The organism is Ancylobacter sp. (assembly GCF_965249975.1).
In the GTDB taxonomy this organism is placed as follows: domain Bacteria; phylum Pseudomonadota; class Alphaproteobacteria; order Rhizobiales; family Xanthobacteraceae; genus Ancylobacter.
Genome location: NZ_CBDFNE010000003.1, coordinates 608,107 through 628,119, shown reverse-complemented (window position 1 = coordinate 628,119; position 20,013 = coordinate 608,107). Strand labels below are relative to the sequence as shown.

The following is a 20,013-nucleotide window of genomic DNA, read 5'->3' as shown; positions in this document are numbered from 1 at the left end:
CCGGCGGTCCGTCGGCAAGAGTAACGGCGCGCGCCGCCTAGCCCTGGCGGGCGGAGCCGCTCTCGCGCTGAAAGGCGACGAGGTCGAGCGAGGGCGCGGCGTCATTGCCGAGCAAGCCACTGATAAGACAGTGAACCTGGCCGCGGTGATGGGTCTGGTGATTGAACACATGGTCGAGAATCGTCGCCAGAACCTGGGTGAAGCGGGTGCCGTTGACGGTGACGTAGCTGTGCTCGGCTGCCAGGGTCGCCGCGTCGAGCCCGTCGACATAGGCGGCGATTCGAGCGTCCTCGGCCGTGCGGGCCGGCGCCAATTCCGCGAGCGTTTCGAACAGGATAGTGTCGAGGCCCGCCGGCTCCATGCCGGACCCGGTGAGCCGGCGCATCCACAGCCGGTCGCCCACGAGGAGATGGTTCAGCGTACCGTGCACCGAGCCGAAAAACGCCCCGCGCGCGGCCCGGTACTGCGCGTCGCTGAGCTGGGACGCGGCGGCCAAAAGCCGTTGATTGGCCCATGCATTATAGGCGGCGAAGATGCGGTAGCGGCGCGTGACGAGCTGTTCCAACGTCTCGGGCAGCGGCGAGGTCGGCATGAGAGCACTCCCGGGTCATGGCCGGCGCATGGGCGCGCCGAACAGGGCTGGCAGTGTGCAACAGCTTGGCGGTACTGACTAATTCGGAAGGATGATCGCTTCTATCAGCGTGGCTGAAGCTGGCATGGGGGAGGGGGAGAAACGCCCCGGCCTCGCGCAGCGCGGCCGGGGCGTTCAGCCTTCAGCCTCCGCCGGGTCGGCGGGAACGGCGGCTGCCATTGGCTGTTTCCGTTTCCGGAATGCGCCTATCCTGCGCGGGGGCGGCGCAACGCAGGCTGAACGCGCCGTTGGCTGTTGTTCATCCGGCCGCCGGAGTAACGCACAAAAAAGTGCCCCGGCTCCTTGGGGGAGAAGCCGGGGCTGATGGGCTCGCGTTGGGGCTTGGGGGAGTGGGGATGCCGCGAGCCTAACCTGTGAAACCAGTGGATGATGAGTGCGGTGAGGTGGAGTGTGTGTCCGATGAGACCGACGACACCGCCTCGGACCGCCGCCGCACGTCAGTAGCAGACGGGCCGCTCGACCTCGACCATGCGGCCGGCATCGGTGACCCAGCGCGACTGCATCACGCAATCGCCGGCCACCTGCTCGACGGGGATCTCAACCGTGGCGACCGGAAGCTGCCGCTTGAAATAGCCTGTCGCGTCGGCCGCGCCGACGAAGAGCGCGGTGAAACCCATGACGGCGGCTACAGCACTGATGGCAATGGCCTTGTACATCTCGGCACCTCATCCACCTGCCGGTGGAAAGGGCCACCGGGCTTCATTGCGTCCTTAACGCGCTCATCACGTCGGCACGAAACTCCAGGCACAGAACTTCTCTTTCTGCGCCGCCCGTTCTGGCGGCTGCAGCGGAACGATACGTTTCAGGTACGTTCATTCGTATGCGTCTCGTTTCGTCCGTTAACACCTACTTAACGTGCGTACTCCCGGAAGAGTTCCAAGAGGTAATCATGAAGTCGTGAACGGCGATTATTCCGCGAATACGCAGCGGGGCGCCTTCACCCAGCGCGGGGCACCGTCCGTGAACACGGCGCGGTGTTCGAGATAGCAGGTCTTGTAGCCTGCCGGCTCCCGCGCCGGGTCGGTCGTCGCGTCGGCGACCGGGAGAAAAGGCACGGCGAGAAATCCCACGAGCACGGCCACCATCCCCGCGATGGCCAGAACACATTTCTTCATCGGTAACATCCCTGCGCCACGGCACTCCGGCCGCTCTGTTGCCTAAACAGATGAGCGCGGCGGGGTTCCGCCGCAAGCGGGTTATTTCGTGTACGAACGATTCGGCGGGGGATGTTGCCAAGGCGTGTCGAAAACGCCGCCCGGCCTTCTCTTGTCCGCGGACGGAGGCGCCGCTATAAGCCGCTGCGAACCTTTCGCCCCCACATTTCCAGGGATACAGACCATGGCGCTCGAGCGCACTTTTTCCATCATCAAGCCCGACGCCACCCGTCGCAATCTCACCGGCGCCGTCAACGCGCTGATCGAGAAGTCGGGCCTGCGCATCGTCGCGCAGAAGCGCATCCAGCTTACCCGCGCCCAGGCCGAGACCTTCTACGGCGTCCACAAGGAGCGTCCCTTCTTCGGCGAGCTCGTGGATTTCATGATCTCCGAGCCGATCGTCGTGCAGGTGCTGGAAGGCGAGAACGCCGTCGCCAAGTACCGTGAAGTGATGGGCGCCACCAACCCGGCCAACGCGGCCGAGGGCACCATCCGCAAGGAATTCGCCCTGTCCGTCGGCGAGAACTCGGCCCATGGCTCCGACAGCCTGGAGAACGCGCAGATCGAAATCGCGCAGTTCTTCTCCGGCAACGAAATCGTCGGCTGATCGCACGATCCGCCGCCCGTAAGGGTGGCAAGGCGGTGAAATCGCACCCCGTCCGGACCACCGGACGGGGTGTTTCTTTTTGCGAAGCAGCGTAGACTAAGCTCTCGCAACATCATTTGCTGAGAAAAATGCGGTATTCGGGCTTGGCCACCGCATGGATTATTATGTATGTTCCCCAAATGGGCGCTGCGGGGGTCCGGCCATGGAGAAGTGGCCCGCAGCGGGGATGCCGTTAATGGCGCGCCAAGAGCGCCCGGGAGTGGGCCCGCCGGAGCCACCTCCTCTTGCCTCACCTCAAATCATGGCGCGCCAACGCCGACACAACTGACTTGGAGTCCCGTCCGCATCCGGACGGGAAGGTGAGGGAACGACCGCAATGAGCTACCTTGAGCCGCTATTCTGGCTGGCACTTCTCAAAATCATCTGGATCAACGTCCTGCTTTCGGGCGACAACGCCGTGGTCATCGCCATGGCCTGCCGCTCGCTGCCCGACAAGATGCGCCGCACTGGCATGATCCTGGGCGCCGGCGTCGCCGTCGGCATGCGCATCGTGTTCACCGCCATCATCGCCGTGCTGCTCGGCCTGCCCTGGCTGCGCATCGTAGGCTCGCTGGCGCTCATGTACATCGCCGTTGATCTCGTGCTGCCGGAAGAGGGCGAAGAGGGCGGCGTCGCCGCGCATGACAATCTGTGGCGCGCTGTCGGTACCATCGCCGTCGCCGACCTGGTGATGAGCCTCGACAATGTCGTCGCCATCGCCGCCGTGGCGGATGGCAACTGGACGCTGATCATCATCGGCCTCGTCATCTCCATCCCGATGATCATCGCCGGCGCGGCGCTGATCATGGGCCTGCTGGCCCGCTTCCCCTTCCTGGTGTGGGCCGGCGCGGCGCTGCTGGGCTGGGTGGCCGGCGAGATGTTCGTCTCCGATGTGAAGGTGATGGACTATTTCGGCGAGGCCGTCGTCCACCACTATGAATATGCCGCCGCCGCCGCTGGCGCGGTGATCGTGCTGGCCGCCGGCTGGGCGATCTCCCGCTTCAAGGGCGGGGCTCATGCGGCGGGCCCGCACGGCTCGTGATCTGACGGGGCTTCCCTCCCCCTCGACGCCCGCGACTCGAGAAGAGCGCGGGCGTCGGCAGTTTCAGGGGCGATTTCTGGCGTAAATTATAATGTATGCCAGAAATGGGGCGGGTGTACTGCCGTCATCTTGAACAAGACCTGACGACCAGAGAGGACATGATGGATTTCTCAAGCCCGATCTTCTGGGTGGCCTTGCTCCAGATCATCTGGATCGACCTGCTGCTCTCCGGCGACAACGCGGTGGTCATCGCGCTCGCCTGCCGTTCGCTGCCGGAAAAGCAGCGCAAATGGGGCATCCTGCTCGGCGCCGGTGCGGCGGTGGGCCTGCGCATCATCTTCGCCCTCGTGGTGTCGTATATGCTCGGCGTGCCGTTCCTGAAGGTGGTGGGCGGCCTGCTGCTGTTCTGGATCGCCATCAAGCTGGTGCTCGACGAGGGCGGCGAGGGGCACCATGTCGAAGGCGCCGACAGCCTGTGGAAGGCCGTGCGCACCATCGCCATCGCCGACGCGGTGATGAGCCTCGACAATGTGGTGGCGATCGCCGCCGCGGCGCGCGGCCATGCCGAACTGTTCATCTTCGGCCTGCTGCTCACCATCCCGCTGATCATCTTCGGCTCGCAGCTGATCCTGAAGCTGATCTCCCGCTTCCCCATCCTCATCTGGTTCGGCGCCGCGCTGCTCGGCTGGATCGCCGGCGAGATGCTGGTGGGCGACAAGGTGGTGCTGCAGGCGATGCAGGGCTGGGCGCCGTGGCTGGTCGAGGTGATCGCCGATCCCGAGGACCCGGTCGGCCTGAAGGCCTCGCCGCTGCCGCATTATCTCGCGGCCGTGGTCGGCGCGGTCTTCGTTGTCTCCTTCGGCTGGATCGTGAAGAGCCGCCGCCGCGAGGCGACCGCGCACTGAGCCTGATCGCAGCACCGATCGGACAGGTGTAAAAACCGAGGGCGCTCCGCTAGGATACTGGCGGAGCGCCTTTTTCATGAATCAGCACATCACGCCGACCCGCACCCTCTATTCCGCCTGTCCGCATGACTGCCCCTCCACCTGCGCGCTGGAGATCGAGGTGGAGGACGGGCGCATCGGCCGCGTGCGCGGCTCGCGCGCCAACAGCTTCACCGCCGGCGTCATCTGCGCCAAGGTCGCGCGCTATGCCGAGCGGGCCAACCACCCGGACCGGCTGACCCGGCCTCTGCGCCGCATGGGGGCCAAGGGGGAGGGGCGCTTCGCCCCGATTGCCTGGGACGAGGCGCTGGACGAGATCGCCCACCAGTTTGCCGAGGCGGAAAAGCGGCATGGGCCGGAGACGGTGTGGCCCTATTACTATGCCGGCACGATGGGGCTGGTGATGCGCGACGGCATCAACCGGCTGACCCGCGCCAAGGGCTATTCGCGCTTCTTCTCCTCGATCTGCGTCAACCCGGCCTGGAGCGGCTTCCTCGCCGGCACCGGCAAGCTCGCCGGGCCAGACCCGCGCGAAATGGCGAAGAGCGATTTCGTCGTGATCTGGGGCACCAACCCGGTGTCCACCCAGATCAATGTGATGACCCACGCCATCCGCGCCCGCAAGGAGCGCGGGGCGAAGATCGCGGTGGTGGATGTCTATCGCTCGCCCACCATGGAGCAGGCGGATATCCCGATCCTCATCCGCCCCGGCACGGATGGCGCGCTCGCCTGCGCGGTGATGCATGTGCTTTTTCGCGACGGGATGGCCGACCGCGCCTATCTCACCGCCTTCGCCGACGACCCGGCCGGGCTGGAAGCGCATCTCGCCACCCGCACGCCGGAATGGGCGGCGGACCTCACCGGCCTGCCGGCGGAGGAGATCGTCGCCTTCGCCCACGCCATCGGCCGCACCAAGAAGACCTTCATCCGCGCCGGCTATGGCTTCACCCGCTCGCGCAATGGCGCGGTGGCGATGCATGCGGTGAGCTGCATCCCCACTGTCACCGGCGCCTGGCAGCATGAGGGCGGCGGCGCCTTCCATTCCAACAGCGCGATCTATGGCTGGAACAAGCGCATGGTGGAGGGGCTCGACATTCCCACCACGGCGCGCGAGCTCGACCAGTCGCGCATCGGCGCCATCCTCACCGGCGAGGCCGAGGCGCTGCTCGGCGGGCCGCCCGTCACCGCCATGCTGATCCAGAACACCAACCCGGTCTCGGTGGCGCCGGACCAGGAGACGGTGCGGCGCGGTTTTGCCCGCGACGACCTGTTCGTCGCCGTGCATGAGCAGTTCATGACCGAGACGGCGGCCATGGCCGACATCGTGCTGCCGGCCACCATGTTCACCGAGCATGACGACCTCTATCAGGGCGGCGGCAATCAATATGTCATCCTCGGCCCCAAGCTGGTGGAGCCGCCGGGCGAGTGCCGGACCAACCACGAGGTGATCGTGGCGCTGGCGCAGCGGCTCGGCGCGTCGCATCCCGGCTTCGAGATGACGCCGCGCGCGCATGTCGACTGGCTGCTGCAGGCCAAGGGGCGCGGCACGGTGGAGGAACTGGAGGCGAACCGCTTCCTTGACGTGCAGCCGGATTTCGACACCGCGCATTATGTGAAGGGCTTCAACTGGCCGGACGGCAAGTTCCGGCTGAAGCCGGACTGGGCGCATTCGCGCTATGCCTCGCCGGGCAAGTTCGGCCCCTATCGCGACATGCCGGAATGGCCCGACCATTGGGCGGTGACCGAGGAGGCGACTGCGGAGTACCCGTTCCGCCTCGTCACCGCGCCGGCGCGCTCCTTCCTCAACTCCACCTTCACCGAGACCGAGGGGTCGCTCGCCCGCGAGAAGCGGCCGGAACTGCTGATCCACCCCGAGGACGCCGCCGGCCTCGGCATCGGGGAGGGCGACCTGCTCGATGTCGCCAGCGCGCGCGGCGCGGTGCTGCTGCACGCGCGGCTGTTCGACGGGCTGCGGCGCGGCGTGGTGGTGGCGGAATCGATCTGGCCCAACCGCGCGCATAAGGGCGGGCGCGGCATCAACAGCCTCACCGGCGCCGATCCCATCGCCCCCGTCGGCGGCGCGGCGCTGCACGACAACAGGGTGCGGATCGGGAAGGTGTGAGGTGTACTCGAGCGGCGTTCGGGGTCAGCGACCGTTGGACAATGCGTTGTTGACCCAAGACGTCAACCCGCGCTCTTCGGCGCGACGATGGAGTTCGCTGAGGACGCGGCTGAAATCGCCACCGGCGGCCGCTTCGGTTTTGATGGCGCAGGGAATGTTGTGCAGCAAGTCCGCCAGCCAGAAGGCGACGTTGTTGTTCTTCTCATAAGCATCGACGCGGATCTCGATGAAGGCCCGATACAGAATGGTGCAGATCTGATCCAGGTCTGTCACGTCGTTACCCTTCTCCTGTGGTGAATGGATATGAATCGGCGGCGCGGCGCTGCACGACAATAGGGTGAAGATCGCCAGGGCCTAACCCGGAAACGGCTCCACATCAGTCTCCGCCGTGCGGCCGAGATAGAGCGCGCCGCGGGTGCCAGAACTGCCGCGATGCGGCCGCCGCCGGCTGAGATCGTTTACCGGATCGTCTGGACGGTCCACGTGAAGTCCGCATTCAGCGTGACATCGATTGTGGAATGGCCGCCCGTGAAGTCGCACAGGGCCGCGTTGACGCTCGACTGGGTGAAGTTGATCACAGTGCCGGGCGTGTAGCTGCCTGTCTGCACGTAGTATTGCAGGATCGGCTGACAATCCGTGTTGTTGGTCGGGTTGGCGATGACGAAGTTCGAGAGCATGACGCTGCCGTTCGCCTGCGCCGCCGAGCCGATATTGTACATGTACGGTGGCTGGTAGGTCGGCGTGATGATACGAAACGCGCCCGTCTGCACATTCTGGCCTACCGTGGGTGGCGACAGGCCGAGGGGGCTCACCGACGCGGTGGTGCAGTCACTGGCGGTGCCGGATGCCGGTGCGAGATCGATCGCGCGGTAGGCGGAGGCGAAGCCCGAGGACTGGCCGACCTGCGGCTGCTGGTACGCCTCCTGAATGCAGGCGTAGGGCTGCGGGCTGACCTGGAACGTCAGCACGCTGCCGGTTGAGTCGTAATTGCCGAGGGGCTCACTGTAGAGTGAGTTGCTGTAGACCCTCGAGCCGCCTGTGTATAGGGAGGGTTGCTGGAATATATAGAAATTCAGCGTTGCTGATATTTGGTTGGTTACATTGATCGTCAGGAGCGTGGACATGATGATGACTCCAAAAGGAATGCCCTATGTAGTGACGATAAAGATCGTCTGGCTCGCCCGTGCGGCGAAGTCAGACTGCAACCTATAGTATTTAGTATTTCTGTATGGGCAACTGAAAGGAGCATATCGGCGCTCAGATGACGCCGATCCTGCGGCCTTCAGCGCAGAAGAGGGCAGAGGTCAGCCCGTCCCCGCGGCTGCCCAAAAAGGTTGAGGGTCTGGGTTTAGCCTGGGCGGCCACGCTCCCGGACAGGCCTGCGGTCTTTCCGGAATGACTGAGGCTTCAAGCAGGGCCCGCGCGAATCCTGCGGTATCCCGGGGAACCGAACCGCGCGGCGTGCGTCATAGGGGCACGTCCTCCCACCGGAACCGCCCCCATGAAATTCAACGTCGCCTCCCGGCTCGCCTATGAGGTGCGCGACACCACCGTCTTTCTCCTCAACATCGAGGCGGCGGCGCTGCGCAACCAGAAGATCCTCAGCGAGCGGCTGAACCTCACCCCCACGGTGGCCGTCGACCGGCACGAACTCGACGGCGGCACGCGGCTGGTGCGGGTGGTGGTCGAACCCGGCACGTTCGAGGTCGACTATGCCGCGACCATCGACCTGTCCATGTATGACGCCGACCCCGCCAGCCTCAGCGAAACGCCGGTGGCGGAGCTGCCGCTGGAGGTGACGCCCTTCCTCAACCCCAGCCGCTACTGCCAGTCCGACCGGCTGGCCCGTTTCGCGCTGCGGGAATTCGGCGCCCTGCCGCCGGGGCACCAGCGGGTCACGGCGATCTGCAACTGGATCTACGACCATGTCGATTATCTCAGCGGCAGCTCGACCTCCGAGACTTCGGCCTATGACACCATGGTGCAGCGCGCCGGTGTCTGCCGGGATTTCGCACATCTCGGCATCGCCTTCTGCCGCGCGCTCTCCATCCCGGCGCGCTTCGCCAGCTCCTATGCCTGGCAGCTCGACCCGCCGGATTTCCACGCCGTGTTCGAATGCTATCTCGACGGCGCCTGGTATCTGTTCGACCCCACCCGCAAGGCGGCGCTGCAGGGGCTGGTGCGCATCGGCGTCGGGCGCGACGCGGCGGATGCCGCCTTCGCCACGATCTTCGGCAATGCCGTCATGACCGACATGGCGGTGTCGATCAGCCCGGTGGAGGAGGTGGCGGACGAGGAACCCACTGTCCGCGCGGTGGGCATCGCGTGATGCACGGAGCGGGCGCCGGCGCCCGCTGGTGGAGGCGTCAGCGCCCGTCCGGCGGGGGAGGCGCGGCGCCTTCCAGCCGGTCGGCGATCTTCGCCAGCAGACGGAACTGGCTGCCATCGATCATCGGGTTGAGCCACTCATTGCTGAGGAAACGGCCGCCCTTCGGGTCCCAAAGCGTGGACGACACATGGTCGGCATGGCCGACCAGCGGCGGAAACACGGTCCAGCAGCGCAGTTCGAGTGTTTCGAGATAGCGGTCGATCGTGTCTTTCATCACGTCCTCGCCCTCCATCCGGTAGCCGGCGAGCGCGTTCAGCGCCTTGGGACCGTAGACGCCGAACACCATGCCGATGACGGTGTCGAGCTCGACGAGCAGATTCGCGCCATCGGCATGCACGTCCTTCACCTCTCCGTGCGGCGAGAGATCGGTGATCAGGCCGGAAAACACGTCCCAGGCGCCGGCCTGCGCCTCCAGCCGCGCCAGCAGAGCGGGAAGGCGGGTGTCGAAATCGGCGGGAAGCCGCGCATCGTCCTCCCAGATCACCAGCCGCTCGCGTCCCGCCGCCAGCGCGCGGCGCGCGAGATAGCGGTAGCTGAGCGCGGTGCCCTTCCAGCCCTCCACATGGCGCAGACCGGGAAACAGCAGCGCGCCGTGGCGCTGGCTCTCGCGGGCGAGGGCGAAGCGTTCCGGCGCCTCCGGCAGGCAGAGCACGAGCGCTGGCGCGTCGAGCCGGGTCTCGGCGGTGGCGGCCTCGAAGGTGGCGTCATCCACCACGCCGCAGCCATGCAGCGCCCGCGCCAGCATATGCGGCAGGCCGAGCGGCGAGCGGTCCGGCCGCACCGGGTTGGGGGCGGTGAACGGCGTCAGCGGCACATGGAAAATCTGGTGCTGCACCAGCCCGTGCGCCTGCAACTCGGCGATGCGCGGCAGCACCGCCTCGAACACGGCGAGCGAGCCGTCGAGCCGGGCGTGAAGCGTGGCGTTCCACTCCCCGGCGAGTTCGCCGGATTCCACCAGCCACAGAATGCGCCGGTCCGGCGGCGGCAGCTCCGCGAAAGCGCGCGGGCTGAGCACGAGATAGAGGTCGTCGGTGAAGGCGGTGGGCATGGCGGTGTGCACGGTGCAGCGCAGCCCCATCGCCTCGATCAGATGGGCTGCTGCCGTCGCCGCGCGGTGCAGGCTTTCCGGCGCGACCAGCGCCACACTGCGCGTGCCTGCCAGCTGGCCGGAGGCGCGCAGGGAGCGCAGGCGCACGCGATAGTCCGGCGCCCCCTCCGCCCCGGTGGCGAAGGGTATGCGGGCGAGCCTCTCGCGCCAGCGGCGCGGCAGCAGGCCGCGCAGCGCGCGGGCCAGGTGGCGCAGCGCCGGCGTATCGGACAGGCGCGACCGCGCACCCGGCTGGCGTTGCAGCGCCTCGCGGCACTCGGCCAGCTCGGCCGCCTGCTGCTTGATCTGCCGCTGAAGCCGGGCGAACTGCGCCTCCTGCGCCTGCAGCCGGTCCTGAAAATGGCGCAGCGCGGCCCGCAGCGCCTGCGGCTCCAGCGGGGGCGGCGTCTGGGGCGGGGGGACGTTCATTCGCGGGCCACGTCGGCGGCTTGAAGGAGCGCCCGCGGCAGAAGGTCCGCGGGCGCGGGAGCGTAGTGCACGGCTTTCGCGCGCAACTGCGCCAGATATGTGTCGTCGAGGCACAGGCGGCTGACCGCCGCGCGCCAGACCGGCAGATCGCCGGGATCGAGCGCCGGCATCAGCCCGGCCGAGGCTTCGATCAAGGCGGGGTGGGCGGCGATCAGCACCGGTGTGCCGAGGGCAAGGCTTTCCGCCACCGGCAGGCCGAACCCTTCGGTGAAGGAGGGGAAGACGGAAAAGCAGGCATGGCGGTAGAGCCAGCGCAATTGTTCGTCGCGCAGCGCCGGCACCACCCGCACATGCGGCGCCAGCCGCCAGTTGCGCTCCACCGCCAGCCGCACCGCGTCGACGCCCCAGCCCCAGCGCCCGGCCAGAACCAGCACCGGCAGGCGCTCCGGCGGCAGGGTCTCGCGCAGCTGTTCCCACAGATTCAGCAGCAGGATGTGATTCTTGCGGATCTCGATGGTCGAGCAATAGAGCACGAAGGGCCGGTCCTTTGGCAGCCCCGGCGGCGGCCCGCCGGCGAGGGCGCCCGCCGTGTCGAGGCCGCCGGGTGCGGCGACGCGCAGGGCGGGGACGGGGTGGCCCTGTTCCGCCAGCGCCCGCTCCACCTGCCGCGCCGTGTGCTGGGAGACGGCGACGAGCGCGTCCGCCTGCGCCAGCGTGCCGAGCATGTCGGCGCTGTAGCGGCGCGGGTCGCGGCCGGCGGTCCATTGCGGCGTTTCCCACACCATCAGATCGTGCACGGCGAGCACCAGCCGCACGCCCTGCGCCCGCAGCGCGGTGAAGACGGTGGGGGCCAGATAGTCCCACGGGTTGGAAACGCTCAGCAGCACATCGCCTGCCGCCGGTGTGAGGGGTGGGGCGGGCAGCGGCGCGCGGCGCAGCCGCGCCGTCAGGCGGCGTTCCAGCTTGCGGATCAGCCGGCGCGCAAGCCGGTGCGTTATCAGCCGGCGCAGGCGCGGGTCGGTGAGCTGAAGCGAGGCGAGCGCCCGCGTCACCGGACCCGGCGGCCGGGGGCGGGGCGGTGGCGGCAGCGCGCCCGCCGCCAGCTCGGCATCGGCCAGCTCGGCATCGGCGATCCGCCCTAGGCCGTCCGGCGTGCCGGCGAGAAATTCCAGTTCCTGCCCGGTGAGCCGGCGGTAGCCGCCGTGTTCCGGGCTGCGCCGCACCAGCTGCACCCGCACCGGCTGCGTCGCGATGTGGTCCGCCGTGTGCCGTTCCACCCGCGACATGCCGACGGGGGAGTGCCAGCCGATTTCCAGCGTCAGCGAGACATCCAGCAGCAGCGCCGGGCCGCTGCGGCCCGCTCCGGCGGGAGGGGCGAGGCGGCGCACGCACCAGCGCCCGTCGAGAACAGCCGTCCACTGCGCCAGAACCTGCGGCGTGGCGAAGTCGCGCGCGGCGCGTTCGCGTCCGTTGCGGCCGAGACGATCGGCGAGGGCGGGATCGCGGTGCAGTCGCTCGATGGCCTCCGCCAGCCCCGCGACATCGCCTTCGTCGACCAGCAGGCCGTCCACCTCGTGCCGGATCAGCTGCGCCGGCGCGCCGCAGGCAAAGGCGATGACCGGGCGCCCCTGCGCCCAGGCCTCGATGATGGCGCGGCTGAAGGTCTCCGGGCCGCCGTGCTCGGAAACGGAGGTGACGAGCACCGCGCGGGCCTGGCGCAGCAGCGCCGACGGGTCGGGCACATGGTCCTTCAGTTCCAGCGTGCCGGCAGTGTCGACCGCCGCCATCTGTTCCATGAGGTCGCGCTCCAGCGCGGGGATCGGCCGATGCCCGGCGGAGACGATGCGCAGGCCGGGACAGCGCGCTTTCAGCACAGCGGCGGCCTCGACCAGCGCCGCATGGCCCTTGAAGCCGTTCAGCGTCGCGAGGTGCAGGAAGGGGGCGTCGCTGGTCAGCGCCGCCGGCGGTGCCTCGGGCATGTCGACGGGATTGGGGATCACCACTGCCCGCATCGGCCCGTGCGGCCAGACATGGGCGGCGAGATAATCCGGCCTTTCCAGCACGGAGCGGTCCGGCACCACCAGCGTCGCGCGGGGCACGTGCGGCAGCAGCGCGGCATGGTCGAACCAGAGGAAATCATGCGCGGCGACGCAGGCGAGGGCGTCGAGCCCCGGCAGCCATTTCGTCGCCAGCGCGAGGATGCGCAGCGAATCGAGCGTGTTGGTCAGCAGGGCGCCCGGGCGCAGCGCCAGAACGCGCTTTACCAGCCGGCGGGCCGCGGCGGCGGCGAAGTCGCCCTGTGTCGCATCCACCGCATGGATGCCCAGCCCCGGATGCGAGAGACGCTGAAGCCGCTCCAGATGCAGCGGATTGCTGGCAAACACCTCGACGCGGCGCTGCGCGAGCAGCAACGGCAGCAGCGTCTCGATGGTGCGCTCGGCGCCGCCATAGCCTGTCGCGACCGATACGATGAGCAGGGGGGCGGATTCAGGCACGGGGCGTTCCGGCTCCAGGGGGGAGGCCGAAGGGCGGCGGCGTGAGGCTGTACTGCGCGCGCAGGAGTTTCTCGCCCTCGCCCACGAGGCGGGCGCCGAGCGCCGGATCGGTCAGCAGCGCCGCGCAATGGCGGGCGAAGGGCTCGGCAGTATCGGCCACCAGCGCGTGCCGCCCGGCCTCGCCCTGTAGCCCGCGCATCGCATGCGAGGTGGCGACCAGAGGACGCCGATAATGCCACGCCTCCAGCACTTTCACCTTGGTGCCGCCGCCGCCGCGCACCGGGGCGATGATGGCGCTGGCCTGCGCATAGAGCGGGCGCAGATCGGCGGGCGCATGTGCATAGGTGATGCCATGCGCCGCCAGCTTGCGGCGCAGCGAGGGCCCGGCCGTGCCGGCGACGACGATCTCGACCTCCGGCACGAGGCGGCGCAGGCGCGGCAGCACGGCGCGGGCGAACCACAGCACCGCGTCCTCATTGGGCGGGTAGAACAACGCACCGACGAACAACAGGGTGCGCCCGCCCGCGGGCGGCGGGGGCAGGGCCGGCAGCGCATCGACAACGACGCGGTTGGGCGTGGCGCGCACCTCGCCCATGCCCGGCCAGCGACTGACGCGGGCGGCGTCCTCGGCGGCGGCGAGATGAACCACGCGGTAGCTTGGCAGGAATCGCCGCTCCAGCCGGCGATAGCGCCAAGCCTGCCAGAGCCGCTTCACGGCGCGGCGCACCCGAGCCCGACGCAGCGCCAGCCCGGCGAGGCTGAGCCGTGTCGCCGATTCCCAGTCATCGCAATCCATCTCCGCCACCGCGCGCCAGGCGGGGGGCAGATGCGCGGCCATGTCGTGCAGGTAGAAGCGGAACACAATGACCCTCGCCGGCACCGGGCCGGGAAGGGCCGCCAGCGCGGCGGCGATTGTCGCGTCCGGTTCGAACCAGTCCGCCAGGTGGCGGCGGTGGAGCGCCGGGCCGGCGCCGCGTAGCACATGCAGCCGGCCCGGCAGTGGAACTGGCGGCAGCGGTGGATCGGCCTCGCGGGGAACCACCACAATGTCGAGTTCATGCACCGCCGCCAGCTCGCAGGCCCAGCGCCAAGCCCGCCGCACCAGCCCCACGCCCTGGGGCGAGGGCACCACATGGGTGAGCAGCACCGCCCGGCTCTTGGAGGGAGGCGCGGCGCTCATGATCGTTTCATCCGCAACAGCCGCCGCAGCCCATAAACGAGCGCCGGGGAGGCGAGGCCGGGCGGCAGGTGCCGGCGCGCCAGCCGGGCATAGGTGGTGCGGGCGTGGGCGACATAATCGGGCGTCAGCCGCGTATGGTTGAAGTCCGACATGTCGCGCCGCTCCACATCCCACCACAGATGCGCCCACAGATGCAGGCTGGTCGCTTCCGGCGGCAGGCGGCGACTCTCCCGAAACAGCCCGGCGAGGCCGTCACGGGTCCAGTCGAGCGCGAAGAACCGGCTTTCCGGCTCGACATGGATGGTGTCGGGAAATTCGCGGGCAAGCCGATAGGGCAGGAAGGTGGAGTGGTTGCTCCAGCTGCCATCGAAGGCGGCGGGCATGCGCTCGATCCAGTGCCGGATGAAGGGCGCGCCGGGCTCGGCCATGATGAGCGCGTTGCACAGCGAGCCTTCGGGCGCCGAGGGGGCGCCGCGATCCACCCGCTCATGCCCCATGACGCAGGACTGCGCGAACAGGGCGGCGGGCGGCGGCGCCAGAAACAGCGTGTCCATGTCGGCATAGACGCCGCCCTGTTCCTCCAGCACGCGCAGGCGGATGAAATCGGACTGGTGCGCATAGGCGAAGCGGGCCACGGCTTCGTCCGGCGAGTCGACGGCGAGGTGGCGTTCGTCGGCGCGGATCGGCTCCACCACAATGCGCGGGCGGATCAGCTCCCAGAGCGGGCCGAAGGGCTGGTTGAGCAGATGCACGACCACGCGTTCCGGCCGGTTCACCTCCAGACAAGAGGCGAGGCAGAGATAGTGCATGAGGTGAAACGGCTCCGTCTGCGGCAGCAGGCCGAAGACGAAGTGGTAGACATTGGGGATGCGCGTCGTGCCGGGTGAGGGCCGGGCGGGTGAGGGAAGATCGGTCACAGCGGCCGCGCCAGGGTTGAACATTCGTTGCCAGGCAGACGGTTAAACGTGCATTCAGGGTGGCGCTGTCCATCAAGCGACGCAAGGCTGATGTCGAATCGGGCGCAAGAACGAAATACCAGCGCTGCATTGTGGGCGAGCCGCCGACACGATACGCGCGTGATCTTTGCGTTCATTCCCATTAAATCTCGTTACCCGAAAGATTACATGATCTTACTCGCCCGCGCATGGCCGCTCATGCCGGGTCGGAGAGCGATATACAGAGGACGCGACGGTTTCAATTCGCAATTCCGAGGGGACGGCGACTTTTCACTTAACCTGCCGGCGTTGCGCGGAGCTGACAGGCACGGCCGGTGCGGAGATGGTATCATAAGGGGTCGGCAGCCGGCCTTGCCTTCGCCTTGCCGGGGTGCCACCTACGCGGCGCGTCGCGGGCGGGGCGACCCCCCACGCCACACCATCCGGAGGAGCCGATCAACCCATGCGTCGCCTTTTCTCACCCCGCGAAGGCGGGGGCTGCGCATGAGCGTGCCGTCCTCCGTGTCGCCGGCCTCGCTGCGCTATATCGGCCTCGGCGATGTGAGCGGCTATGCCGTGGCGGCGGCGGCTCTGGTGCGCGCGCTGGGCGCGGCCGGCGTCCGTATCGCCTGGGAACCGCTGCTGCCCGGCGGCGGGCTCGGCCTCGGCTATGCGCCGGCCCGCGCAAAGGAGGCCGGGCCGGAGGATCTGCGCGCCCTGCGCAATGAGGCGGCGGCGTGCGACGTGGCCATTGTCCATCTCGTGCCGGAATATTACCCGCATTTCATCGCCCGCGAGCGTGGCCGAGGCACGCGCGCCGTGGTGGGCCACACCGTGTGGGAGACGGATCGTTTGCCGGCTCATTGGCCGGCGCTGATCAACCTTCTCGACGCGGTGATCGTGCCCTCGGAGTGGAACCGGCAGGTCTTCCGCGACAGTGGCGTGGTGATCCCGATCCTTGTCGTCCCGCATCTGCCCCGGCCGGCGCGGGTCGTCACCGCGGTGGACCGCGACCATCTGCGCCAGCGCCTGCCGCCGCTCGTGGGACGGCGGGTGTTCTACACGATCTCGACCTGGCTGGAGCGCAAATCCATCGGCCCGCTGGTGGCGGCCTTCACGGAGGCCTTCGGCGCCGAGGACAAGGTGGCGCTGGTCATCAAGACCACGGCGCATGATCTCGAGCGCGTGCGGCGCGATCCCGGGCATGAGGGCGAGGCGGTGCCGGTGCGGCCGCAATTCGAGGCGATGATCGGCCGCGCCGTGCTGCGCCATCGCCGGCTGCCGCCGCCGATCTGCCTGGTGACCGACGATCTGCCGGACGGCGAGATCGAGGCGCTGCATGAGCTGGGCGATTGCTATGTCTCGCTCTGCCGGGCCGAGGGCTGGGGGCTCGGCGCCTTCGAGGCGGCGTGCGCCGGCCGTCCGGTGATCGTCACCGGCTGGGGCGGGCCGCTGGCCTTTCTCCGGCCGGAGGACGCCTATCTCGTCGACTGGGCGATGGTGCCGGTGCAGCCGGGCGAGGCCAATGCGAGCTATACGCCGGACCAGCACTGGGCCGAGCCGGACCATGCCGGCGCTGTCGCGGCACTGCGGGCGGTGGCGACCGACCCCGCCGAGGCGGCGCGGCGGGGCGCGCGGGCAGCGCGGCATATCGAGGAGAGCATCGTGCCCGCAGCCGTGGCGCGCGATCTGCTGGCGCAGCTCGCCGCCCTGCCGGGCGTGGCGGCGGCGTGGCCTCGCGCCGGCCTGATCCGCCGCGCGCTCAGCGCCGCCCGGCAGGTGCGCCGGAACCTATTTGCCGGCAAACGTCTCCGCTGAGGCCGGGCCGTCCGGAGGCCGGTCCGAGCTGGACGTGGCCGCGTCAGACGTGGCCGCATCAGACGTGGCCGAGGTCCTCATAGCTACCATGCAGCGCCCAATCGCCGTCGCTGAAGCGGTCGCGGGCGAAATTGTGCTGGTGCCAATAGGGGTAGAGATAGGGCGGGCGGCTGACGAGGTTCAGCCGTTCCAGCTCCTCGGCGGTGAGCGTGATGTTGACGGCGGCGATGTTGTCGCGGAAATGGGCTTCCTCGGTGCCGCCGACGACCAGCGAGGCGATGCCGGGGCGCGAGAGCGTCCAGGCGATGGAAATCTGCGCCGCCGTCACCCCGCGCGCGCTCGCGATGTCGTTCAGCACATCGACGATGCGCCACAGCCGCTCGCTGTCGCGGATCGGCGGCTCGCTCCAGCCGGCGGCCTGGCGCGAATCGGCCGGGAACTTGTCGCGGCCGAAGCGGCCGGAGAGCAGGCCGGCGGCCAGCGGGCTCCACACCATGACGCCGACGCCCTGATCTACGGCGATAGGCAGCAGCTCATATTCCGCCTCGCGCGCTTCCAGCGTGTAGTGAATCTGCTGGGTGACGAAGCGCGGCAGGCCCTTGGCCTCGGCGATGCCGAGCGCCTTCATGACGTGCCAGCCGGAATAGTTGGAGCAGCCGATATAGCGGATCTTGCCCTGGCGCATCAGCGCGTCGAGCGCCGAGAGCATCTCGTCGAGCGGGGTCAGCCCGTCCCATTCGTGCAGGAAATAGATGTCGATATGGTCGGTGCGCAGGCGCTTGAGGCTGCGTTCGCATTCGCGGATGAGGTGATAGCGCGACACGCCCTCGTCATTCGGCCCGTCGCCGATGCGCATGCGCGCCTTGGAGGAGATGAGCACGCGATCCCGGCGCCCTTCCAGCACTTCGCCGACGATCTCCTCGGAGCGGCCGAGCGAATACATGTTGGCGGTGTCGATGACGTTGATGCCGCCATCGAGGCAGGTATCGACCAGTCGGCGCGCCTCGGGGACACCGTGATTGGCGACCATGGCGAAGGCGCCGACCCCGCCAAAGGAGAAGGTGCCCATGCTGAGGGCGGAAACCTTGAGGCCGGAGCGGCCGAGCGTGCGGTATTTCATCAGGGCTCTCTCCCGGAAAGCGCGGTCGCTGGGCTGCGACCTGTCAATGTGGCCGCGACAGCGGCGATGCCGAGTTCGGGACTGGTGAGGACGGTGCCGCCCGCACGCGCGGCGGCCGGCAGCGCGTCCGCCATCGAGGCCTGCGCCAGCACGACCAGATCGACCTGCGGCGCGACTTCCTCGAAGGCCTCGCGCACCCGCCGGTCATGCGTCTCCCGGTCACCGGCGGCGAGATGGCCGAAGGCGCCCTCGCACAGCCGGGCGACCACCGTGACCTCGCGCCCCGTGGCGGCAGCGGTGGCCTCAATGAGGCGGCCGGTCGGTTCCAGCGTGGTGGACAGCGTCGCCAGCACGCCGATGCGGCGGGCGCGGCGCACCGCTTCTTCCACCATGCCGCGATCGATGCGGAACAGCGGCACCGGCGTGGACGGGCGCAGCGCGTCCACCGCCTCGCCCAGCGTCGAGCAGGTGACGAGCACGGCGTCGGCGCTGCCGGCCGCGTCGCGTACATGGGCGGCGAGGCGGTCCCGCGTCGCCTCGGTGAGGGCGCCGGCGCGGATGGTCTCGGAAAGCAGGCTCTCATCGACCGTGTGCGCGAAGCTCCATCCCGGCAGCGCTTGCGCCGCCAGCGGTTCCAGCCGCGCGGGCAGGGCGGGCACGGTGTGAATCATCGCCAGAATCGGCATGGGTTCTCTCCTCACGCGGTCTGGGCGACGCCGCGCCGGCGCACGGCGCGCGGGGCGGGGCGGGGATCGGCCGGCCCGCGATCGCTGGCGCGGGTGACGAGGCTGGCGCCGACGAGAATCTTCACCGGCCGCTGCGGTTCGGCGGCGTTGATGAGATCGTCGAGAATGGTCACGGCGAGATTGCCGATCTTGCGCTTCGACACATCGATGGTGGTGAGCGCCGGCTCCATGGTGGCGCTGAGCGGGAGATTGTCGAAGCCGATCACCCCGACATCCTCGGGGATGCGGATGCCGAATTCGCGCAGCGCCTTGATGAAGCCATAGGCGATCACGTCGTTGGTGCAGAAATAGGCGTCCGCCAGTTCCAACCCCTCGCTCAGCGCCTTCACCGTGTCGGTATGGGCGCCGTCGAAGGTGGATTCGACCGAGATTATATGGGCGGGATCGATGCTGAGCCCCAGCCGCGCGGCGTTGCGGTGGAACGCCTGATGGCGCAGCTGGAAATTCGTGGTCTCGACATGGCTCGCCACGAAGCCGATGCGCGAAAAGCCCTGCTGGCCCAGCCGGGCCATGACCTGATGGACCGCGTCCTCATTGTTCATATTGACGAAATTGGCTTCGACCACGTCGTAGAACGTGTCGATAAACACGATGGGCCGGCCGACGCCCTGCAGCACGCGAATGTCCGATTCCGACATTTCCGTGCCGAGCGCGATGATGCCGCTGACCGGGGCGACGGCGATCATGTCGGCCACCGCCGTCATGCCCTGGCCCTCATGGCTCACCACTTCCAGCGCATAGCCGCGCCTTGTCGCTTCCGCCGACATGCCGTCGATGTAGTCCGACACGAACACGCTGTGGTCGCGGTTCACGGTGTGGCCGTGCTTGGCGATCTTGAGGAAGCGGATGGTGCCGGTGGCGTCGGGGCGTGGCTTGGCGAGGCGCGGGACATAATTGAGCCGGGCGGCGGCTTCCAGCACCCGGGCGCGGGTGAGGCCGGAGATTTCCCCCTTGCCGTTCAGCACCAGCGAGACCGTGGCCGGCGAGACGCCCGCCGCCCCGGCAATGTCCCGAATGGTGAAAGACGTTTTGGCTTTCATGTCCGGCTGCACGTCCCGATGGAACCCGATGCGGTTCGCGGCAAAATTTGTTTAGTAAACATTCGGGTCTCTTTTTGAGCGTTAAGCCAAATATCCCGGCCTTGCAACTGTCTTGCAAGAACGGTGCGTCCGGCCCGGGTCTCGACCGCAGCCTCTGCCCGCGATTTGCGCAGTCGGTGTCCATCGTCCACCGACGGAGGTGGCTGCCGGGCGC

At 68.4% G+C, this 20,013-nt stretch carries 18 protein-coding genes; 6 read left to right on the top strand and 12 right to left on the bottom strand.

Going from position 1 to position 20,013, the window contains the following annotated elements:
- Positions 1-37 precede the first annotated feature (37 nt).
- The 3 genes from ACP2AH_RS03155 to ACP2AH_RS03145 form a co-directional block, all read right to left on the bottom strand.
- Positions 38-592, bottom strand: coding sequence for a DinB family protein (locus ACP2AH_RS03155; RefSeq protein ID WP_425104455.1), 555 nt, complete (start codon positions 590-592; stop codon positions 38-40).
- A gap of 497 nt (positions 593-1,089) precedes the next feature.
- Complete coding sequence (locus tag ACP2AH_RS03150) at positions 1,090-1,308, bottom strand: hypothetical protein (protein ID WP_307020147.1); 219 nt, start codon at positions 1,306-1,308, stop codon at positions 1,090-1,092.
- A 252-nt stretch (positions 1,309-1,560) separates the two neighbouring features.
- Entirely contained in the window at positions 1,561-1,767 is a 207-nt protein-coding gene (locus ACP2AH_RS03145) for a hypothetical protein (protein WP_425104454.1), read from the bottom strand.
- A gap of 223 nt (positions 1,768-1,990) precedes the next feature.
- On the opposite strand from ACP2AH_RS03145, the gene ndk reads away from it, so the two are divergent.
- The 4 genes from ndk to ACP2AH_RS03125 all read left to right on the top strand — a co-directional run bounded on the left by ndk (position 1,991) and on the right by ACP2AH_RS03125 (position 6,560).
- Positions 1,991-2,413 (top strand): nucleoside-diphosphate kinase, encoded by a 423-nt coding sequence (ndk, locus tag ACP2AH_RS03140; protein WP_425104453.1) that lies wholly within the window; start codon positions 1,991-1,993, stop codon positions 2,411-2,413.
- A gap of 376 nt (positions 2,414-2,789) precedes the next feature.
- Positions 2,790-3,494 carry a TerC family protein gene (locus ACP2AH_RS03135; protein WP_425104452.1) on the top strand — a complete coding sequence of 235 codons (705 nt, stop codon included), beginning with the start codon at positions 2,790-2,792 and terminating at the stop codon, positions 3,492-3,494.
- 161 nt (positions 3,495-3,655) lie between these two features.
- The gene (locus ACP2AH_RS03130; protein ID WP_425104719.1) at positions 3,656-4,399 is read left to right on the top strand and encodes a TerC family protein; all 744 of its coding nucleotides are present in this window, start codon (positions 3,656-3,658) and stop codon (positions 4,397-4,399) included.
- A gap of 76 nt (positions 4,400-4,475) precedes the next feature.
- On the top strand, positions 4,476-6,560 hold the full coding sequence (locus ACP2AH_RS03125; protein ID WP_425104451.1) for a molybdopterin-containing oxidoreductase family protein: 2,085 nt from the start codon (positions 4,476-4,478) through the stop codon (positions 6,558-6,560).
- A 24-nt stretch (positions 6,561-6,584) separates the two neighbouring features.
- Here the strand turns inward: ACP2AH_RS03125 and ACP2AH_RS03120 are convergent, their stop codons facing one another.
- On the bottom strand, positions 6,585-6,833 hold the full coding sequence (locus ACP2AH_RS03120; RefSeq protein ID WP_425104450.1) for a hypothetical protein: 249 nt from the start codon (positions 6,831-6,833) through the stop codon (positions 6,585-6,587).
- Positions 6,834-7,018: 185 nt separating this feature from the next.
- Positions 7,019-7,684 (bottom strand): hypothetical protein, encoded by a 666-nt coding sequence (locus ACP2AH_RS03115; protein ID WP_425104449.1) that lies wholly within the window; start codon positions 7,682-7,684, stop codon positions 7,019-7,021.
- Between the two features lie 377 nt (positions 7,685-8,061).
- Between ACP2AH_RS03115 and ACP2AH_RS03110 the strand changes: the two genes are divergently transcribed.
- Positions 8,062-8,889, top strand: a complete 828-nt coding sequence (locus ACP2AH_RS03110) for a transglutaminase-like domain-containing protein (RefSeq protein WP_425104448.1) — start codon at positions 8,062-8,064, stop codon at positions 8,887-8,889.
- A 37-nt stretch (positions 8,890-8,926) separates the two neighbouring features.
- On the opposite strand, the gene ACP2AH_RS03105 is transcribed toward ACP2AH_RS03110, so the two are convergent.
- From ACP2AH_RS03105 to ACP2AH_RS03090, 4 genes are read right to left on the bottom strand one after another with little or no spacing between them, the layout of a single operon-like run.
- A complete protein-coding gene (locus ACP2AH_RS03105; protein WP_425104447.1) occupies positions 8,927-10,465 on the bottom strand; it encodes a hypothetical protein in 1,539 nt (512 codons plus the stop codon).
- Entirely contained in the window at positions 10,462-12,960 is a 2,499-nt protein-coding gene (locus ACP2AH_RS03100; RefSeq protein WP_425104446.1) for a glycosyltransferase family 4 protein, read from the bottom strand. Before ACP2AH_RS03100 ends, ACP2AH_RS03105 begins: the two co-directional genes overlap by 4 nt.
- The gene (locus tag ACP2AH_RS03095; protein ID WP_425104445.1) at positions 12,953-14,140 is read right to left on the bottom strand and encodes a glycosyltransferase; all 1,188 of its coding nucleotides are present in this window, start codon (positions 14,138-14,140) and stop codon (positions 12,953-12,955) included. Before ACP2AH_RS03095 ends, ACP2AH_RS03100 begins: the two co-directional genes overlap by 8 nt.
- Positions 14,137-15,057, bottom strand: a complete 921-nt coding sequence (locus ACP2AH_RS03090; RefSeq protein ID WP_425104444.1) for a glycosyltransferase — start codon at positions 15,055-15,057, stop codon at positions 14,137-14,139. The genes ACP2AH_RS03095 and ACP2AH_RS03090 overlap by 4 nt, the downstream gene beginning before the upstream one ends.
- 522 nt (positions 15,058-15,579) lie before the next feature.
- Between ACP2AH_RS03090 and ACP2AH_RS03085 the strand changes: the two genes are divergently transcribed.
- Complete coding sequence (locus ACP2AH_RS03085; RefSeq protein ID WP_425104443.1) at positions 15,580-16,893, top strand: hypothetical protein; 1,314 nt, start codon at positions 15,580-15,582, stop codon at positions 16,891-16,893.
- Positions 16,894-16,951: 58 nt separating this feature from the next.
- Here the strand turns inward: ACP2AH_RS03085 and ACP2AH_RS03080 are convergent, their stop codons facing one another.
- From ACP2AH_RS03080 to ACP2AH_RS03070, 3 genes are read right to left on the bottom strand one after another with little or no spacing between them, the layout of a single operon-like run.
- Complete coding sequence (locus ACP2AH_RS03080; RefSeq protein WP_425104442.1) at positions 16,952-18,013, bottom strand: aldo/keto reductase; 1,062 nt, start codon at positions 18,011-18,013, stop codon at positions 16,952-16,954.
- Positions 18,013-18,699 carry an aspartate/glutamate racemase family protein gene (locus tag ACP2AH_RS03075; protein WP_425104441.1) on the bottom strand — a complete coding sequence of 229 codons (687 nt, stop codon included), beginning with the start codon at positions 18,697-18,699 and terminating at the stop codon, positions 18,013-18,015. The genes ACP2AH_RS03080 and ACP2AH_RS03075 overlap by 1 nt, the downstream gene beginning before the upstream one ends.
- An 11-nt stretch (positions 18,700-18,710) precedes the next feature.
- Positions 18,711-19,799 (bottom strand): LacI family DNA-binding transcriptional regulator, encoded by a 1,089-nt coding sequence (locus ACP2AH_RS03070; protein WP_425104440.1) that lies wholly within the window; start codon positions 19,797-19,799, stop codon positions 18,711-18,713.
- Positions 19,800-20,013 lie beyond the last annotated feature (214 nt).

Coding starts and splice junctions, on each gene's coding strand:
- ndk (WP_425104453.1), top strand. CDS start 1,991: ATGGCGCTCGAGCGCACTTTTTCCATCATCAAGCCCGACGCCACCCGT.
- ACP2AH_RS03070 (WP_425104440.1), bottom strand. CDS start 19,799: ATGAAAGCCAAAACGTCTTTCACCATTCGGGACATTGCCGGGGCGGCG.
- ACP2AH_RS03110 (WP_425104448.1), top strand. CDS start 8,062: ATGAAATTCAACGTCGCCTCCCGGCTCGCCTATGAGGTGCGCGACACC.
- ACP2AH_RS03150 (WP_307020147.1), bottom strand. CDS start 1,308: ATGTACAAGGCCATTGCCATCAGTGCTGTAGCCGCCGTCATGGGTTTC.
- ACP2AH_RS03135 (WP_425104452.1), top strand. CDS start 2,790: ATGAGCTACCTTGAGCCGCTATTCTGGCTGGCACTTCTCAAAATCATC.
- ACP2AH_RS03145 (WP_425104454.1), bottom strand. CDS start 1,767: ATGAAGAAATGTGTTCTGGCCATCGCGGGGATGGTGGCCGTGCTCGTG.
- ACP2AH_RS03085 (WP_425104443.1), top strand. CDS start 15,580: ATGAGCGTGCCGTCCTCCGTGTCGCCGGCCTCGCTGCGCTATATCGGC.
- ACP2AH_RS03125 (WP_425104451.1), top strand. CDS start 4,476: ATGAATCAGCACATCACGCCGACCCGCACCCTCTATTCCGCCTGTCCG.
- ACP2AH_RS03105 (WP_425104447.1), bottom strand. CDS start 10,465: ATGAACGTCCCCCCGCCCCAGACGCCGCCCCCGCTGGAGCCGCAGGCG.
- ACP2AH_RS03095 (WP_425104445.1), bottom strand. CDS start 14,140: ATGAGCGCCGCGCCTCCCTCCAAGAGCCGGGCGGTGCTGCTCACCCAT.
- ACP2AH_RS03080 (WP_425104442.1), bottom strand. CDS start 18,013: ATGAAATACCGCACGCTCGGCCGCTCCGGCCTCAAGGTTTCCGCCCTC.
- ACP2AH_RS03155 (WP_425104455.1), bottom strand. CDS start 592: ATGCCGACCTCGCCGCTGCCCGAGACGTTGGAACAGCTCGTCACGCGC.
- ACP2AH_RS03115 (WP_425104449.1), bottom strand. CDS start 7,684: ATGTCCACGCTCCTGACGATCAATGTAACCAACCAAATATCAGCAACG.
- ACP2AH_RS03130 (WP_425104719.1), top strand. CDS start 3,656: ATGGATTTCTCAAGCCCGATCTTCTGGGTGGCCTTGCTCCAGATCATC.
- ACP2AH_RS03075 (WP_425104441.1), bottom strand. CDS start 18,699: ATGCCGATTCTGGCGATGATTCACACCGTGCCCGCCCTGCCCGCGCGG.